The sequence below is a fragment of the Flavobacterium cyanobacteriorum genome (assembly GCF_002251835.1).
GTDB lineage: Bacteria > Bacteroidota > Bacteroidia > Flavobacteriales > Flavobacteriaceae > Flavobacterium > Flavobacterium cyanobacteriorum.
Genome location: NZ_NOXV01000249.1, coordinates 1 through 16,463 on the forward strand (window position 1 = coordinate 1; position 16,463 = coordinate 16,463).

Annotated in this window: 16 protein-coding genes; 4 read left to right on the top strand and 12 right to left on the bottom strand. The window is 40.7% G+C overall.

What is annotated here, in order from left to right; genetic code table 11:
• Nucleotides 1-85: 85 nt before the first annotated feature.
• From CHU92_RS07450 to CHU92_RS07475, 6 genes are all read right to left on the bottom strand, one after another.
• Nucleotides 86-1,099 (bottom strand): serine/threonine-protein kinase, encoded by a 1,014-nt coding sequence (locus CHU92_RS07450; protein ID WP_094414167.1) that lies wholly within the window; start codon nucleotides 1,097-1,099, stop codon nucleotides 86-88.
• A complete protein-coding gene (locus CHU92_RS07455; RefSeq protein ID WP_094414169.1) occupies nucleotides 1,100-1,555 on the bottom strand; it encodes a RuvC family protein in 456 nt (151 codons plus the stop codon).
• Between the two features lie 850 nt (nucleotides 1,556-2,405).
• Nucleotides 2,406-3,260 carry a TraB/GumN family protein gene (locus CHU92_RS07460; protein ID WP_094414171.1) on the bottom strand — a complete coding sequence of 285 codons (855 nt, stop codon included), beginning with the start codon at nucleotides 3,258-3,260 and terminating at the stop codon, nucleotides 2,406-2,408.
• Nucleotide 3,261: 1 nt separating this feature from the next.
• Entirely contained in the window at nucleotides 3,262-3,903 is a 642-nt protein-coding gene (locus CHU92_RS07465) for a hypothetical protein (protein WP_094414173.1), read from the bottom strand.
• A gap of 6 nt (nucleotides 3,904-3,909) precedes the next feature.
• The gene (locus tag CHU92_RS07470; RefSeq protein WP_094414175.1) at nucleotides 3,910-4,404 is read right to left on the bottom strand and encodes an RNA polymerase sigma factor; all 495 of its coding nucleotides are present in this window, start codon (nucleotides 4,402-4,404) and stop codon (nucleotides 3,910-3,912) included.
• A gap of 41 nt (nucleotides 4,405-4,445) precedes the next feature.
• A complete protein-coding gene (locus CHU92_RS07475) occupies nucleotides 4,446-5,507 on the bottom strand; it encodes a DUF3810 domain-containing protein (protein WP_094414176.1) in 1,062 nt (353 codons plus the stop codon).
• A gap of 56 nt (nucleotides 5,508-5,563) precedes the next feature.
• Between CHU92_RS07475 and CHU92_RS07480 the strand changes: the two genes are divergently transcribed.
• Nucleotides 5,564-5,827 carry a (2Fe-2S) ferredoxin domain-containing protein gene (locus CHU92_RS07480; protein WP_207759817.1) on the top strand — a complete coding sequence of 88 codons (264 nt, stop codon included), beginning with the start codon at nucleotides 5,564-5,566 and terminating at the stop codon, nucleotides 5,825-5,827.
• A gap of 239 nt (nucleotides 5,828-6,066) precedes the next feature.
• Complete coding sequence (locus CHU92_RS07485; protein ID WP_094414178.1) at nucleotides 6,067-7,530, top strand: aminoacyl-histidine dipeptidase; 1,464 nt, start codon at nucleotides 6,067-6,069, stop codon at nucleotides 7,528-7,530.
• Nucleotides 7,531-7,794: 264 nt separating this feature from the next.
• On the opposite strand, the gene CHU92_RS07490 is transcribed toward CHU92_RS07485, so the two are convergent.
• Together CHU92_RS07490 and CHU92_RS07495 are read right to left on the bottom strand one after the other, a co-directional pair.
• Nucleotides 7,795-8,988, bottom strand: coding sequence for a pyridoxal phosphate-dependent aminotransferase (locus tag CHU92_RS07490; protein ID WP_094414180.1), 1,194 nt, complete (start codon nucleotides 8,986-8,988; stop codon nucleotides 7,795-7,797).
• A 127-nt stretch (nucleotides 8,989-9,115) separates the two neighbouring features.
• Nucleotides 9,116-9,544 (bottom strand): DUF1573 domain-containing protein, encoded by a 429-nt coding sequence (locus tag CHU92_RS07495; RefSeq protein WP_094414182.1) that lies wholly within the window; start codon nucleotides 9,542-9,544, stop codon nucleotides 9,116-9,118.
• A 156-nt stretch (nucleotides 9,545-9,700) separates the two neighbouring features.
• On the opposite strand from CHU92_RS07495, the gene CHU92_RS07500 reads away from it, so the two are divergent.
• A complete protein-coding gene (locus CHU92_RS07500; protein WP_094414184.1) occupies nucleotides 9,701-12,334 on the top strand; it encodes a valine--tRNA ligase in 2,634 nt (877 codons plus the stop codon).
• Nucleotides 12,335-12,536: 202 nt separating this feature from the next.
• Here the strand turns inward: CHU92_RS07500 and CHU92_RS07505 are convergent, their stop codons facing one another.
• Together CHU92_RS07505 and CHU92_RS07510 are read right to left on the bottom strand one after the other, a co-directional pair.
• A complete protein-coding gene (locus CHU92_RS07505) occupies nucleotides 12,537-14,120 on the bottom strand; it encodes an LIC_10190 family membrane protein (RefSeq protein WP_094414186.1) in 1,584 nt (527 codons plus the stop codon).
• The gene (locus tag CHU92_RS07510) at nucleotides 14,117-14,785 is read right to left on the bottom strand and encodes an ABC transporter ATP-binding protein (protein ID WP_094414188.1); all 669 of its coding nucleotides are present in this window, start codon (nucleotides 14,783-14,785) and stop codon (nucleotides 14,117-14,119) included. Before CHU92_RS07510 ends, CHU92_RS07505 begins: the two co-directional genes overlap by 4 nt.
• Nucleotides 14,786-15,031: 246 nt before the next feature.
• On the opposite strand from CHU92_RS07510, the gene msrA reads away from it, so the two are divergent.
• Nucleotides 15,032-15,580, top strand: coding sequence for a peptide-methionine (S)-S-oxide reductase MsrA (gene msrA, locus CHU92_RS07515; RefSeq protein WP_243389569.1), 549 nt, complete (start codon nucleotides 15,032-15,034; stop codon nucleotides 15,578-15,580).
• Between the two features lie 49 nt (nucleotides 15,581-15,629).
• On the opposite strand, the gene CHU92_RS07520 is transcribed toward msrA, so the two are convergent.
• Nucleotides 15,630-15,935 (bottom strand): DUF6787 family protein, encoded by a 306-nt coding sequence (locus tag CHU92_RS07520; RefSeq protein ID WP_094414192.1) that lies wholly within the window; start codon nucleotides 15,933-15,935, stop codon nucleotides 15,630-15,632.
• Nucleotides 15,936-15,966: 31 nt separating this feature from the next.
• The gene (locus tag CHU92_RS07525; RefSeq protein ID WP_094414194.1) at nucleotides 15,967-16,401 is read right to left on the bottom strand and encodes a DUF6146 family protein; all 435 of its coding nucleotides are present in this window, start codon (nucleotides 16,399-16,401) and stop codon (nucleotides 15,967-15,969) included.
• Nucleotides 16,402-16,463: the final 62 nt, after the last annotated feature.

A 16,463-nucleotide genomic window follows, 5' to 3' on the forward strand; every position in this document is an offset into this window, starting at 1 on the left:
TGCACTTGATTTAACCACGTCAGCCCCCATTGCGGCAAACGGCTGTTGGCGGTTCGTTGTTCTCTTTTTATGTCGCTGTTTATTGTCATACCAAAGTTGTGTCTTTGATTGTATTAAAGAAAACTTCATCCACTTTGTCGTCAGGTAAGTTGGCGTAACAATGTTCATTTTTACGTGTTCCATTCTTTTTGAAGTCTATAAACCAACCTGTTCTTTTTCTATACTTATTTAGTGTGTAATTATCTCCATTTGAATGTCCTGACCAATTATCGCTGTATATGTAAACCCAATCTATGTTGAAGTTAATTTTTTCAAGTGCCTGTCTAAACTCTGTGCAATTTTGAAATCTTGTTGCGGTTGATTTATGGATTGATTTGTGAAGTATTTTAACTGCTTTGTCTGGTATATGAGGCAAATACTGTCTTGGTGGAAAAAGGTCTTTTTTTACTGCTTTTTTCCATTCGTCAATAGTTGAAAAAGTGAATGGAAGATTATTAGTATTGTTAAGTAACCTGTATAAAGTAATACCTGTAGCATAAATGTCGCTAAGCTTATTCATAGGATTTCCTTCTATTACTTCAAGTGGTTGGTGCGGTCTATATCCTAGAATATCGCTTGGGTCAACGTGATAGTTTATTGCTAAACCGAAGTCTGAAAGTTTGGCTTCACCATTATCTCCAAACATTATGTTTCCCGGTTTAATATCTCTATGAAGCACATTGTTATTGTGTGCGTGTTCAAGACCTAATAAGCTTTGTTGAGTGATTTTGAATGCTTCCTTAACAGAGATAAAACGCTTCTCAATATGTTTTTGGATTGAACCCTTTGACAAATACTCCATTATAATTAAAACTACTGGCTCTCCATTGAATAGTGAAGCTCTAACGTCTTTTACATCAACAATATGTTTGTGTCTGCATAAATCAAGTGTTTGTCCTTCTTTAACAGCGTTAACGAATTTTGAAGGGTCGGGAACTTTGATAACCTTTATTGCTATTTCCTTTTGAAGAAATGGGTCATAACAAAGGAATACGTGTCCGAAATGACCATTACCTAAGTGGTCAATAATTTGAAATTTATCAAGTTTTGTTCCTGTCATCTACATTAAATTAAACCACGCTACTAACACAGCGTCTTTTGTGGATTTATCCCAATAGGGTGGGTGTGTTCCAATTATTGGGTCAATGTGAGCGTAAACGTCAGTCTTTTTTGTTTGTCCGAATTTGGTTGCATTAATTGCACTTGACGAATAGCTGTTAATAGGAATGTTCTTTTTCTTGGATAGTAAATTCAAAATACCTTGTGGGTAGCAAGAATTTCTAATCTGGTCAAGCGTAGTGACATTCAATGAAATTTTATGAGCAATCTGATTGGGTTGGTGCTTGTCAATGATTAGCGACAATTGGGTTTCAAACCACTCCATTAAATCAGCCGTTTCCATATTATTTGGATAGACAATTTTATTTTTTTCAATAATTGTCGGTGGGTTAGTAGTCCCGTTAAGAACACAATACCTAAAGTCGTTTTTTGTAAAATTGAAACCTATTACTTTCATTTCTTAATTGTTTTTGTCTCGGTGCAGTCGTCTTTTACAATGACCGCCAACGCCCCAGGCGATTTACGAAGTGATTTGCATTTTGCAAATCGCTTTGTTGTCGGACAGTCCCGAAGGGCTGGCCGGGGCAAATCGCCTGGGGCGTTGTGCGGGAAGCCCGTAGGGATTTCCGCACAACACACAAATATATGAAAGTTTTTACGACAGGTATATTTTCTTACTAAATTGCTGAAGAATTACATTATAAAGGCTTATGGCAGATTACGGCTTACGCATTTTATATATCCGGATGACTCATAAATACCGTAACCTGAACTAAAAAATATTTAGGATACAAAATGAATTTCAAGGATTATACCTGTCATTTTACAACGCATAAAGAGAGAGCATTTATGCTATATAGTTTCCCTATAACCTGCGCTTAAAAACCCAACTCAAGGCCCGTTTTCCTTAAATATTTACTCATGTACCAGATATATCCAAGCCTAAAGTCAAAAGCCCATTGGACTTATTGTAACATGGCAGTTTATGGCCGTGTATAGCTACTGTTTGCCGCCCACCCCGCGNTCAAAACAAAAAGAGGCTGTCCTTTTGAGGCAGCCCCTTATCTTTATTATCAGTTATTATTAGCTTGGTCAGTAGTTCGTATAAACATATATACAAATAAAAATCCAAATACTAATCCTCCAAAAAAGGCAATCCAGCTTTAAAGATATTTTTCATTGTAAAAAATTTTTGTTACTAATTTTTTAGATGTTAAGTTTTATACAATACATTGATAAGATATAAACCATTGCCAACTGTTACAGCAATATTGTACAGCACATATAAGTAAATCTTACTTTAGTATTCATTGTACGGCTTCAACCTTATAGCCTTTTTTACGTAGCAGTATTATCACACCGTTTTCTCCGCCTAAATGTGCAGCACCTACCCCAATAAAGGTTGGCTTTTCATTTGCGGCTTTTTCTATAACAGGTATCCATTTCCTGTTACGCTCATCAAGGAGAGAAGCTGAGTTATCAGCATACATTTTATTTTCTTCTGCTTTCATAAAAGCCTCTATTGCTTCGAGGTTGCCACTCTGGTAAATTTTGTCGAGTGTTGCATATTTCGCTTTTGATGCTGCCATGCCATCTCTGGCTGTTTTCACCAGTTCTTTCATTTGCTCTTCATACGGTATGGCGGTAAGGGCAGCCATTTGGTCGGCAACAGTTTCAAGCCCTTTTATTTCTTCATTTTGTTTTTTAGAAACTTTTATCAGTTCTTCTTCAATGGACTGCATAGGGCAGTCCAGCATTTTTGGCATTAGCATCATTTCTACAAGCGATGGCATAAAACTGTCCAGCATTTTTGCTGACATACCAAGGTTTTTAGTCAGCAGGTCATCAACAGCCTTAAAATCTTCAGGGCTGGCCAGTGTACTCATTTTTTTGCCGTCTTTCATCATCATGCCGCCCATCATTTCGGCCTGCATATTAGGGTCATCCATGTCCAGTTCGAGGTATAGCTGGCCTGTTTCATCAAGGGCTTTAAGTACATTTTTATTGAGGGTAGCATTGCAGGTTATATGCATGGTACCAAACAGGTAGGAAGGCTTGCTGAGCCCGTTGCCCGATATTTTCCATAGCAGTGCGTTTTCCAGCTTTTGCCCCTGTGCCAGTACAGCAACAAGCGATATAAGGCAGGTAAGGATTTTTTTCATGTTATAAGTCTATTTTTTTTAGTTCTTCATAATTTTTGTGTAGCCTTTTGAGCAGCAGGCCGTATATAAGCTTGTAGAAAAGCCATATTGCTCCGACAAAAACCGCGAGGAAAAATATTGTAGAAATTATATATATGATATAGAACATGGCTTCATTGCCGTTTGCTTCAGATTTTTTGTGAAGTGATATAAAATTGGAATCATAATTTATGATTATCAAAAAGATAATGAAGCTGGAAATAAATATATAAGCAAGGTTTACATAAATATATATCATTACTGTTCTCCTTGTTTTCAATATATTGTCCATCAGTGTCTTTACATTATCTGTAGTAGTTATTTTTTTGTAATTTATATAAAATTTCGCTACAAAATATACAATAATAGCATAGCTGATTACGGTAAGGGGTATAGTTATAAAATCTATGCCATAGCTGTCAATCATCTTTACGCTTTTAGCGTCTTTCAGCAGGAATGACAGGCCGAGCCATAGCGTAAACTCGAGGATACTGACAATAAGTATCCACTTTACTATGGAAGAGGAGCGCCTGTGAAGCATAGCGTATATTTCTTTTTCAGAAAACCGGGGGAAATTGTCTCTGTTTTTCTTCCAGTCGGTTTTTAATTTTTCTAATTCGTCCATTTTCCGTTACGGATTTAAAATCTTCTTTAATTTACCTTTTATCCTGTTCATCTTCACCCTTGCGTTTACTTCGGTTATACCCAGTGTTTCGGCAATTTCATTATAATCCTTATCTTCAAGGTACATAAAAACAAGGGCTTTTTCAATATCATTAAGCTGCTGCACCGCCTGGTAAAGCAGTTTTATGTGTTCTTCTTCTTCATAATTGTATTCTTCCTGGTTTATTTTGTGAAGTTTATTATCAAATTCTACGGTATTTACCGTTTTACTTTTTTTGCGGTATAGCGTAATTGCTGTATTTAGGGCAACCCTGTAAGCCCAGGTTGTAAACTTGGAATCGCCGCGAAACTTCGGGTAAGCCTTCCACAATTGTATGGTTATTTCCTGGAACAGGTCTTTATGGGCATCATCATTATTAGTATAAAGCCTGCATATTTTATGGATCAGGTTTTGGTTTTCCTGGAGCTGTTGTACAAATGATGTTTCTAATTGTGTGCCCATACGCCAATATGTATGTAGTGTATTTGTTTTGTTACACGTGCTTATAAATCTTTATCTTTATAATAATTAACAAGCAGGCCCACAAATTTGCTGTAGGTTTCAAGCCCGTCTTCCTGATGGTTTATTTTCAGGTATTTATCATAAAAAAAATCAAAAAGTGTTTCTATAAAAGATTCATATTTTTTATTAAAGTCTTCACTTTCTTTAAAATTTTTCCTAATGCCTTTGTTGATAAGCGGCAGGAGTTTTTCGGCTTCTTTTTCATTTATCTTTGCAATATTCCTCAGGCAGTACTTCAGGGCGAAGGTATAGCCTGAATACCGAAAATAAGGATCTTCATTAGCAATAGATGCCATGTACCCAATGAAGTTCGCTTCGCTTTCACTGGCATAACCAATCTGGTGCGCCATTTCGTGGCATACAGTGGTAGGCAGGTTGTATCTGGGCAGTTTACAGTTTACCTGCGCTTCATTTGTAAATGGGTTGAGGTACCCGCCAAACCCCATGTATGACAGCGGGACACTTATTAATGAAGATTTGGTACTCTCTCTTTTGTAGGCAAAAAAGGGGTATTGCTTTTGTAAATTATGGTAGCCATCGAGTGATTTATGGTATATGTCCTTAATGCTGTAAGGATTCCTTACCTTCAGGCTGTCATTGCCTGTAATTTCCAGGTGCGTGGTATTAGCTTTTGGTATAAGTAGTTTAGTAAAACTTATCAGTTCGTTTAGTTCGTATCTTTTGCCGATAGCCATTTTTTGATGGAGTGGCACACGGTGGTAGTTTACAGCCCAAAGAAAATAAAATAAAAAGTAAAACACACTGAAAAAGCCGGTAAACTGCAGGAGGTTGTTTTTCCACTGCCTGCGCCATGTGCCTTTTTTCTTCCATAGCCATCGCAGTAAAAGAATTAATATAAAGCCATAAATTACATCACCCACCGAAAAGCCTGCATAACCAAAAATAACCCTTGAAGCTTCGGACAGGTACTGATAAAGGCCATTACTGTAATATTCCTCAACAAACTCGGGGAACAGGGAGAGGAGATTAACAATTATAACCTGCGCAACCAGCAGCAGCGGCAGTATATACTTTTTCTTCATTAGCTAAAACTGTTTGGTAAATATAAGTGTATTTTTGTATTGGAAAATATATTACCATGATGAAAAAGATGAATGCGCCGGAGAAGGTGATTTTTATTTGCAACGGTAAAAAATGCGGCCGTTACAGTAAAGGTGTCCGTAAAGGCTTGAAGCAGGTAGTAAAAAACTACGGCATTAAAAAAGAAGTTGAAATAGTTTATATGGGATGCACCGATAACTGCAAAACCGCTCCAAATATTTGCCTGCAGCCACAAAATATCTGGATAGGAGAAGTGGAAGAAGAAGATATTCCGGGCATATTCAGGAAATATTATATTTGATATATTTGCGGTAATAAGCATGCAATATCTGCTTTAATAATTCCTGTCTTCAGGCTATTGCGGACAAAATATATTGTATATATGCAGGATAATTAGCTAACTGCCACGTTTCAACTGCACCAGATTTACATTTTTTGAATATCCAATATAGACATGACTGTACAAGGTTGTAGAAATGATGACAGAAGCAGGCAATTTATTACTTTAAGGACGTAACCGATAATGCAACACAAAATATAATGAACCAGGAAATAAGAAACCTTGAGCCTAAAGCGCTATGGAATAAATTTGCCGACCTGAATGCCGTGCCACGCCCCAGTAAAAAGGAAGAGAAAGTAATAGCATTCATGAAAGATTTTGGCAAACAGCTGGGCCTTGAAACCATAGTGGACAGTGTAGGCAATGTTATCATAAAAAAACCGGCTACACCGGGTATGGAAAATCGGAAGACTGTTGTAATGCAGAGCCACCTGGACATGGTCCACCAGAAGAATGCCGGGACACAATTTGATTTTGATACCCAGGGCATAGAAATGTATGTAGATGGCGACTGGGTACGCGCAAAGGGTACCACACTGGGTGCCGATAATGGCCTTGGTGTTGCCACAATCATGGCTATACTCGAAAGTAAAGACATCCCGCATCCTGCCATTGAAGCCCTTTTTACAATTGATGAAGAAACCGGTATGACTGGTGCTATGGGGCTCGAAGGCGGATTATTGCAGGGTGAAATACTCCTGAATCTTGACACGGAAGAAGATGATGAAATTGACATAGGCTGCGCCGGCGGGCTTGACGTTACAGCTGTGCGGGAATATAATGAGGAAGAAGTGCCTGAAAACGCCGTAGGATATGTTCTTAAAGTGAGCGGCCTGAATGGCGGCCATTCCGGGATGGATATACACAAAGGCCTGGGTAATGCCAATAAAATAATGAACCGCCTGTTATTTGACAGTTTTGAAAATTTTGGATTGCAGGTAGCCGAGATTGACGGTGGCTCATTACGAAATGCCATTCCCCGTGAAAGCGTGGCTAAAGTTGTTATCTCAGAAATTTTTGATGAAGCTTTTGTATTTGATATGCAGGAGGTGATAAATGATATTACTGCAGAATATAAAACTACCGAGCCTAACCTTAAAATTACTATTGAAAAAGGAGAGTTGCCCACCAAAGTTATGGATCTTGGCGTGCAGGAGGGACTAATCCGCGCCCTGTACACCGCCCATAATGGTGTATACCGCATGAGCGCCGATATGGAAGATTTGGTTGAGACATCAAACAACATAGCCCGTGTAATTGTCAAAGATGGTACGTTGCAGGTAGGCTGCCTCACTCGGTCATCAGTAGAAAGCTCCAAGTTTGACCTTGCCAATGCACTGCGCTCAGCATTTGAACTGATAGGTTGCGAAGTAACGTTCTCCGGCTCTTATCCCGGATGGGCGCCCAATGTCAATTCGCCTATACTTGAAGTGCTCAAAAATATTTACCAAAAACAAAACGGTGCTGAGCCAAAGGTAGTAGCCTGCCACGCCGGGCTTGAATGCGGGATACTGGGAACCAATTATCCCAATATCGATATGATATCTTTTGGCCCAACTATTAAAGGCGCCCACAGCCCGGATGAAAGGGCAAGCATAACATCAGCACAAAAATACTGGAAGTTTGTCCTGGAAATATTACAAAACATTCCTGTTAAGGCCTGATATATGGTGATGAATTAAAACCTTTTAAAATCCGCTAACAAACAAGCGGATTTTTTTTGTTTTAGAAAAAGGTTCAATGCCCTCCGTTAACAATATATTATCCATAAGTGGGTGCAGTATATGTTGTGAAATCTTATTATACAAACAAGCCAGAAACCTTTACGGGAATAGCATTAGTATTTGAATGGGGGTGTAAAGGGTATTTCTGGATTTTTTAGGGCAAAAAAGCCCCACTTCCGTGAGGCTTCTAAAGGTAAATTATATTTACCTGTTGTTGTATTTTGTTATAGCTTCTGCAAGTATTTCAACAGAGCGTATAAGGTCTTCTTTTTTAAGGACATAGGCGATACGTATTTCCGTAAGGCCAACATCAGGGGTAGAATAAAAGCCGGCGGCAGGTGCCACCATTACAGTTTCGCCTTTGCTGTCAAACGATTCAAGCAGCCACTGTGCAAACGTATCAGCGTTATCCACCGGAAGCTGTGCTATACAATAAAAAGCGCCTTTGGGTGAGGCAACTTTTACACCCGGTATCTTATTAAGTCCTGAAATGAGCGTATCGCGGCGATCTTTGTATTCGGCAATAACTTCATCAAAATAGCTTTGTGGCGTATCAAGTGCTGCTTCACTGGCTATCTGGGCAAGGGTAGGGGGGCTTAAGCGTGCCTGTGCAAATTTCATGGCCGTCGCCATTACTTCTTTATTCTTTGAAACAATACACCCTATCCTGGCGCCGCACATGCTGTAGCGTTTAGATACAGAGTCTATCATTATAGCATGTTCCTCAATGCCCGGAACGTTCATTACCGAATAATGTGTGTCCCCGTCATAAGTAAATTCACGGTATACTTCATCGGCAATAAGGAACAGGTCATGTTTCTTTACCAGTTCAGCCAGTTGCAGTATTTCATCCTGTGTATACAGGTATCCTGTAGGGTTACCCGGGTTACAAATCAGTATGGCCTTCGTTTTAGGGGTAATGAGTTTTTCAAAATCACCTATAGGCGGTAATGCAAACCCTTCATCAATAGTGGATATAACAGGGACAACTTTTACACCTGAGGCTACTGAAAAGCCATTGTAATTCGCATAAAAAGGCTCGGGTATGATAATTTCATCGCCGGCATCCATCGTGCTTCCCATAGCAAACATAAGTGCTTCAGAACCTCCTGTGGTAATTATGATATCCGCAGGTTCAACCGGGAGGCCCTGCGCGTGATAATAGCGTGCCAGCTTGTTCCTGTAGCTCTCAAAACCTGCCGAATGACTATACTCCAGTATCTCTATAGTATTATTCCTGATAGCTTTCAGTGCCACTTCAGGGGTTTTTATATCCGGCTGGCCGATATTGAGGTGGTAGACTTTATGTCCTTTCTTTTTGGCGCCTTCAGCAAAAGGGACCAGTTTGCGTATGGGTGATTCGGGCATATGTATGCCTTTATTAGATATTTTTGGCATTATGTATAGGTTTTGTATTGTTGCACAAATTTGCAATTTTTTTCAGAGTTTTTATAATAAATACTTTTGTTTTGAAGAGAAATAAAAAAAGCCCCACTATTGCGGGGCTTTCCTGTTATTATTGTATTTACTGGTTAGGAAGCGATTTTTTCTTCTCCAATACATTAACCTGGCTTTTATCTACTACAGTACCTTTGATTTTCAAGGGTACAATGCCATTTTCATAATTAACAGCATTAGATTCTACGGTTATCGTTTTTCGGATGGGGCCGGGATTCATGTTATACTTCACTTCAATTTTACCCGTTTTACCGGGAAGTATAGGCTCTTTTGGTTTTGAAGGCACTGTACAGCCACAGGTCGATTTAACATCTTTGATAATTAGCGGCGCATCGCCGGTATTGGTAAATTCAAATACCCTTACACCATTGTCTTCGTCTTTGTTTACGGTACCGTAATCTACTGTATCAGTCTTAAATTCAATCTTTGGGCCTTTTTGTGCATAAGCTGCAGTACTTATAACCACTACAGCGAGTAAACCTAAAAATTTTTTCATTTTTATTAACGTTTGGATTTAGTAAAAGTACAGAGATTAAATTAAAGTGCAAATAGTGCCGGCTCTTTTTTTAAAATTGTACTTATATGGTTACTTTTGCATACATTTTCAAAAACCAGACCAAATATTTCTGACACAATATATAACTGACATTTTATGAGTATTCCTGCACAGTTTGACGCTAAGGCCGCAGAGGGCAAATGGTATGATTACTGGATGAAGAACAACTATTTTCATTCAGAGCCTGACCACAGAACTCCGTATACCATTGTGATACCCCCACCCAATGTCACCGGGGTACTGCACATGGGGCACATGCTGAACAATACCATACAGGATGTACTTATCAGGAGGGCGCGCCTCAAAGGCTTTAATGCCTGCTGGGTGCCGGGCACTGACCATGCTTCTATTGCTACGGAAGCCAAAGTTGTGGCCAAGCTCAAAGAAGAAGGTATTAAAAAAAATGACCTCACAAGGGAAGAGTTCCTTAGCCATGCGTGGGACTGGACCCATAAATACGGCGGCGTAATTTTAGAACAGCTCAAGAAGCTTGGGGCTTCGTGTGACTGGCAGCGTACTAAATTTACGATGGATGATGACATGTCGGCTTCAGTTATACATTCATTTGTTGATTTGTATAATAAAGGATTAATATACAGGGGTTACAGGATGGTGAACTGGGATCCTGAAGCTAAAACTACATTATCCGACGAAGAAGTTACGTATGAGGAAAGGCAGGGGAAGCTGTACCATATAAGGTATAAGATCAAAGATTCCGATGAATATGTAACCATAGCAACAACACGCCCTGAAACAATACTGGGCGATACTGCTATATGCATTAACCCCAATGATGAGCGGTATGCCCATTTGAAAGGCAAAACAGCCATTGTGCCTATTGCCAACCGGTTTGTACCTATTATTTTTGATGAATATGTCGACATGGAATTTGGTACAGGTTGCCTTAAGGTAACGCCTGCCCATGATGTAAATGATAAGGCACTTGGCGAAAAGCATCACCTTGAGATAATAGACATATTTAATGAAGATGCCACCCTTAACAGCTTTGGGCTACATTATGAAGGGAAAGACCGTTTTGTGGTAAGGGAAGAAATTGCAGGGGAGCTTGAGCAAACAGGACATCTTGTAAAAGCAGAAAGCCACATTAATAAAGTAGGTACTTCCGAAAGGACAAAGGCAGTTATCGAGCCAAGGTTATCCGACCAGTGGTTCCTTAAAATGGAAGAGATTGTTAAGCCGGCCATTAAAGCCGTACTTGATACAGAGGAAGTAAAGCTTTATCCTAACCGCTTTAATAATACTTATCGCCACTGGCTTGAGAACATCAGGGACTGGAACATATCACGCCAGTTATGGTGGGGCCAGCAGATACCTGCATATTATTATGGCGATGGCAAAGAAGAGTATGTAGTTGCTGAAAGTAAAGAAGCTGCCCTGGCTTTGGCTAAAGATAAATCAGGCAACAGCACCCTTACAGTTGATGACCTGAAACAGGATCCTGACACACTTGATACATGGTTTTCGGCCTGGCTGTGGCCCATGTCAGTATTCAATGGCATACTTGACCCTGAAAATAAAGATTTTAAATATTATTATCCTACCAATGATCTTGTTACAGGGCCTGACATCCTTTTCTTTTGGGTGGCAAGGATGATTATTGCCGGATATGAATATACCGGGGATAAACCCTTCAGCAATGTTTATTTAACCGGGCTGGTTCGTGATAAGCAAAGGCGTAAGATGTCGAAATCACTTGGTAATTCACCTGACCCGCTCAACCTTATTGATAAATTTGGGGCCGATGGTGTAAGGGTGGGGTTGCTGCTAAGTGCTTCCGCCGGGAATGATATTCTGTTTGATGAAGAGCTATGTAGCCAGGGTAAAGCATTTTCAACCAAGGTGTGGAATGCTTTCAGGCTGATAAAAGGGTGGGAGGTAAGTGATACAGAACAGCCGGAGCATTCAAAAAAAGCTGTTCAATGGTATGAAGCCAAACTGCAAAAGACGCTGGCAGAAATTGAAGGCCATTTTGAAAAATACAGGATTTCTGATGCTTTGATGGCTATTTATAAGCTGGTGTGGGACGACTTCTGCTCGTGGTTCCTGGAAATGATAAAACCCGGTTACCAGCAGCCTGTAGACAGGGTTACTTATACCAAAACTATTGAGCTGCTCGAAGCCAACCTGAAACTGCTTCACCCTTTCATGCCGTTCCTGACAGAAGAAATTTGGCAGCATATCACCGAAAGGAGCCCCGAGGAAGCCCTGATTATTGCACAATGGCCCGAAGCAGCAGCTGTAAATGAAAAAATGATTGCTGATTTTGATTTTGCTGCCGAAGTTATTGCCGGCATCCGTACTATAAGGAAAGATAAGAACCTTCCTTTTAAAGATGCCATTGCCCTTAAAGTGGTAAATAATGATAATGTTCCTGATGAATTTGACAGTGTAATCAAAAAACTGGGGAACCTGTCTTCCTTGGAATATGTTTCTGACAAGGTAAGCGGTGCTTTAACCTTCCGGGTTAAATCAAACGAATATTTTATCCCGGTTTCAGGCAATGTGGATGTAGCCGAAGAAATAGCCAAGCTTACTCAGGAACTCGAATATAACAAAGGCTTCCTGAAGTCAGTAGAGGCCAAGCTTGCCAACGAAAAATTTGTGAACAGCGCACCGGAAAAGGTTGTTGCTATAGAGAAGCAGAAACAAGCCGATGCGCTGGCTAAAATTGCTACTATAGAACAGAGCCTTGCCAGCCTTACCGCATAGCAGCCGGGCATATGAGTATTATATAAATGGCTTATTTTTTATCAGGAGCCGCCGCCGCTTGCGCATTCTACAAGGCTATATTCCTGTTGTCCGCTATATCTCCCCCCGCCATAAGCGCGGCGGTGGGAGGATGCCGCTCCCACCAGGGCTACACCCAAACGGCAGTACATCCTGGTTAGCTTACTTATAACAGTCTGTTTTGTCAGTTTGTTTTTACAGAACGGAAACCTTCGTTTATACTCTTGCCGGCCATTTGCGGCCTGATGTTATATTTCCGGTGGAAGTACAAGACCTGTCTTTTGTTTACGCAGGGTAGGGGGCCGTTGCCTGTGTAGTACATCAATGGCGCGGTGTCGGGCGAAAAATAGTTTAAGTTTCCCATGCTTTGCAGGCTGTACCGGCAAATGTTTCTGTGATTCTTTTCCGGTAGCAGCAGGCTCCTGCCTTTAATTTCACTAAAACTATAAGCACAGGCAACAATCATTATAGCGAGTGCTGTATTGTATACAGGAATTTTCTTAAACCCATTGATTACCGCTGCAGCTAAACAGGCTGATAAAAACAGCATTCCGGGAAGGAAGAACCTGAATTGTGCTGACATCACATAGACAATTATAAACTGGAGCAGGACTACCCCATATATAGCCCTGTACCTCTTGTCTTTCCTAAAAATTGCAAGGCATGGCACTGTAGCCAGCAATATAATCATCAGCTTATTAAACAGCCCGTCGATACCGCTCCTGCACAGCCATGACCAAAACTTCCCGGCCGCGGTTGTGTCATCTGCAGTGCCATACACATAAATATTGGAAGTAGCATGCAGGCCTTCAAGCAGCTGGCCCGGAACCTGCCATTCAGCTCCTGTTCCAAAACTGGTAAAAGGATAAATTGGGTAGCCGGATATAACTATGTTTTTTAAAATCCATAATACCAGGACAAAAAATCCGCTGGCTGCCATAAACAATAACTGCGTCCTCTCCCTGAACAGCGGGTATAGAAACAGCAGCCCAAGCGGCGCTATTGTTATTTTTATAAAAGCCAAGAAAAGGAACAGTATCCAGGCCAGTACAATGTGGCGCTTGAGCAACAAGTGGATTATTATCGGGAAAACCACCAGTAGTGGGAGGTCAGGTGAAGGAGCATCAATAAAGTAAAAGAAAACAGCTGAAAATAAAGGAATGGTTGCTGTCAGGCTAACTGTTTTTCTCTCAGTTTTTCCTTCGTTAAAGTATAAGAATAAGCATACCACGAACAAAAATCCATTGATGTCATTTAACCGGTCGGTAATAAAACTGAAATTAAGCCCTGCCTGCAAAACATGCCATGACGATGTTTGCGAAAGGAATACATGCAGGTTTCCCAAGCCTTTTACAATACCATATTCATTTAGCCATTTAATGGTTTGCACATAATATGTTTCATTATCAGTAATTCCCGGTAATTGTGCTGATTTTAATGCTGCGCCTGCTGCCAGCAATGTGAAAATGATTTTATAGCTGGCCGGTAATGAACGAAATTGACTTGCAGCAGCCCTAAGCACACCGGCAGCATCTTTTCGGTAAATTACCAAAGTTAATATTGATACCCCGGCAGCACTATAAAATACAATTGCTGAAAGGGGCATAAGAAATGCTGCCACAGTAAAAATTACGGTATAAAAAAACATGCCGGTTAATATCAGCAGTGTAATATTGGCTGTGCGCAGCTTAAGGATATTATTTAGTAAAAGGCCTCCCGGCAGGAATATAAAGAACAGTAGCAGCCAGTATGCCAGTACGGTTATCATATACCGGCCACTATGTTTCCGTCGCTCATTACAAGTTTCCGGTCGGCCATATCGGCAAGTTCCGTGTTATGGGTAACAATAACAAATGTCTGCCCCATTTCATCCCTCAGCCTGAAAAAAAGTTTGTGCAGGTTTTCGGCTGAAGCCGTATCAAGATTTCCGGAAGGCTCATCGGCAAAAATCACGGCAGGTTTATTAATCAGCGCCCTTGCCACGGCTACCCTTTGCTGCTCACCGCCCGATAATTCACCGGGCTTATGCCCTGTACGGTGCGAAAGCCCAAGGTAATCCAGCAGCTTTTTTGCTTCAGTTTCCGTTGCTGCCTTTGTCTTGCCTCCGATGAAAGCAGGGATACACACATTTTCAAGGGCCGTAAATTCCGGTAAAAGCTGGTGGAACTGGAAAATAAAGCCCAGCCTGCTGTTACGGAATCTTGAAAGGGCTTTATCTTTCATTGCCAGTACATCTTCCCCGTCTATGACAAGTGATGGTGCTGAGGCAGCTTCAGGTTTATCAAGTGTGCCTAAAATTTGTAGCAACGTTGTTTTTCCGGCGCCAGACGCGCCCACTATAGAAACAATTTCACCTTTTTGTATGGTAAGGTCTACACCTTTCAGCACATGCAGCTTATCGTAATATTTATGAATATTGGCGGCTTGTATCATTGTCAGTTGCCCGTTTTCGCAAAGAAACAAACAATTTAAAAAATAATACATCTTTTTGGCACAATATTTCGTATAGATATCTGCCAGGTTGTAAGTTTACCTTTACCTGCCGCTGATTTATTTTTTAAATTTGTAGAAAGCATGAAGAAATTAACTGCACTATTGCTCACGCTGGTGTCGGTAGCCTGCCAGTCTAAAGAAAAAACCGGGGGCGCTGTTGCCCAAAATGATAAACAAAATGTAAACATGGATGACAATAAAAAAACAGAGACTGCCATATTTGCAGGTGGTTGCTTTTGGTGTACGGAAGCATTTTTTACAGACCTTAAGGGTGTTGAAAAAGTAGTATCAGGATACATAGGGGGTAAAACAGAAAACCCTACCTATAAAGAAGTATGCAGTGGCTATACCGGCCATGCTGAAGCTATAAAGATCACTTTCAATCCCGATGAGGTAGCCTACGAAGACCTGCTCGAAATATTTTTTGCAACCCATGACCCTACTACGCTGAACAGGCAGGGAGCCGATGTGGGAACACAATACCGAAGCGAGATTTTTTATACTACCGAAGCGCAAAAGCAGGCAGCAGAAAACTTTATTAAGCTCCTTACTGACCAAAAAATATTCGATAAGAAAATAGTAACTAAAGTAACTTCTGCCACAACATTTTACCCCGCGGAAGACTATCACCAGGATTACTATGCGCAAAATCCTGACCAGCCTTACTGCCAGGCCGTTATTGCACCCAAACTGGCAAAGCTGCAAAAGAATTATAAATCAAAGCTGAAAGGATAAAGTATATTGCGGATTCGCCCTTAAGCGAATTCGCAAAAATTATAACAGGTTATTTCCTGAAAAGGAAACCAAGCCCCAGGCTACGCAGCATCTTTTTTTCGAACCACCAGAAAAATTTAAACTGCCCTGACAAGAACCCGAACGACAGCAGCAATACCTGGTATACCGGGAATATAAGCAGTATGTAGGCAGGGTAGTAAAGCCATGCTGGCAGGCTATCCCTGGTAAAGCCCAGCCACTCAAGTATCGGTTTGGAGAGATAGGCCGAGGTTGACCCTGTAACCGCAAATACAATAAATATAACTACCAGCTGAAAATTGCTGGTTATGCCCCAGCGTTGCTTTAATTTTTCCATAACAGGACGTGAAAGTGCAAATATACGCTATTTAGTACATGGGCACAACACCGCCAAGCCGCTGCCTGTTAACCTGCTGGAAATACACAAGGTAGTTGTATAGCAGGTAATTCACTTCATAGCCGTAATCAATATGGTGCTGGTAATCTATCGGCATCTGGTACAGGGCCTGGTAATTTATCTGGTTGGCCCTTATGTTCCACTCCGTTATCCACATCCGGTTTTTGTTTTCAAAATACTGTTGGCTATAGTAACCCCTTGGCCTCGCCCTCGATGCCAGCCAGCCGTTAAATCCGGGATCTATAATTATAATTTCATATTCAAGCTCATCATTGGCTATGCGTACAGTATCATTGACGGTTGCTGTTGTATTGCTTCGAGCGGATGCAGAAACTGTTTTATTCTGGGAGTTGCACGCCAGTAGTAAAGTCAGGACGGTCAGGAAAGAAAAGATATAGGTTTTCATACCGGCATTTTTTTTTTTAAAATTGAAGTGGTTTAAACTTTTATTTTATTAAATTTCTTTAG

Excerpts from the sequence above, each read along its gene's own strand:
- CHU92_RS07465 (WP_094414173.1), bottom strand. The coding sequence starts at position 3,903 with ATGGACGAATTAGAAAAATTAAAAACCGACTGGAAGAAAAACAGAGAC.
- CHU92_RS07470 (WP_094414175.1), bottom strand. The coding sequence starts at position 4,404 with ATGGGCACACAATTAGAAACATCATTTGTACAACAGCTCCAGGAAAAC.
- CHU92_RS07460 (WP_094414171.1), bottom strand. The coding sequence starts at position 3,260 with ATGAAAAAAATCCTTACCTGCCTTATATCGCTTGTTGCTGTACTGGCA.
- CHU92_RS07485 (WP_094414178.1), top strand. The coding sequence starts at position 6,067 with ATGAACCAGGAAATAAGAAACCTTGAGCCTAAAGCGCTATGGAATAAA.
- msrA (WP_243389569.1), top strand. The coding sequence starts at position 15,032 with ATGGATGACAATAAAAAAACAGAGACTGCCATATTTGCAGGTGGTTGC.
- CHU92_RS07500 (WP_094414184.1), top strand. The coding sequence starts at position 9,701 with ATGAGTATTCCTGCACAGTTTGACGCTAAGGCCGCAGAGGGCAAATGG.
- CHU92_RS07480 (WP_207759817.1), top strand. The coding sequence starts at position 5,564 with ATGATGAAAAAGATGAATGCGCCGGAGAAGGTGATTTTTATTTGCAAC.
- CHU92_RS07510 (WP_094414188.1), bottom strand. The coding sequence starts at position 14,785 with ATGATACAAGCCGCCAATATTCATAAATATTACGATAAGCTGCATGTG.
- CHU92_RS07475 (WP_094414176.1), bottom strand. The coding sequence starts at position 5,507 with ATGAAGAAAAAGTATATACTGCCGCTGCTGCTGGTTGCGCAGGTTATA.
- CHU92_RS07495 (WP_094414182.1), bottom strand. The coding sequence starts at position 9,544 with ATGAAAAAATTTTTAGGTTTACTCGCTGTAGTGGTTATAAGTACTGCA.
- CHU92_RS07525 (WP_094414194.1), bottom strand. The coding sequence starts at position 16,401 with ATGAAAACCTATATCTTTTCTTTCCTGACCGTCCTGACTTTACTACTG.
- CHU92_RS07450 (WP_094414167.1), bottom strand. The coding sequence starts at position 1,099 with ATGACAGGAACAAAACTTGATAAATTTCAAATTATTGACCACTTAGGT.
- CHU92_RS07505 (WP_094414186.1), bottom strand. The coding sequence starts at position 14,120 with ATGATAACCGTACTGGCATACTGGCTGCTACTGTTCTTTATATTCCTG.
- CHU92_RS07455 (WP_094414169.1), bottom strand. The coding sequence starts at position 1,555 with ATGAAAGTAATAGGTTTCAATTTTACAAAAAACGACTTTAGGTATTGT.
- CHU92_RS07490 (WP_094414180.1), bottom strand. The coding sequence starts at position 8,988 with ATGCCAAAAATATCTAATAAAGGCATACATATGCCCGAATCACCCATA.
- CHU92_RS07520 (WP_094414192.1), bottom strand. The coding sequence starts at position 15,935 with ATGGAAAAATTAAAGCAACGCTGGGGCATAACCAGCAATTTTCAGCTG.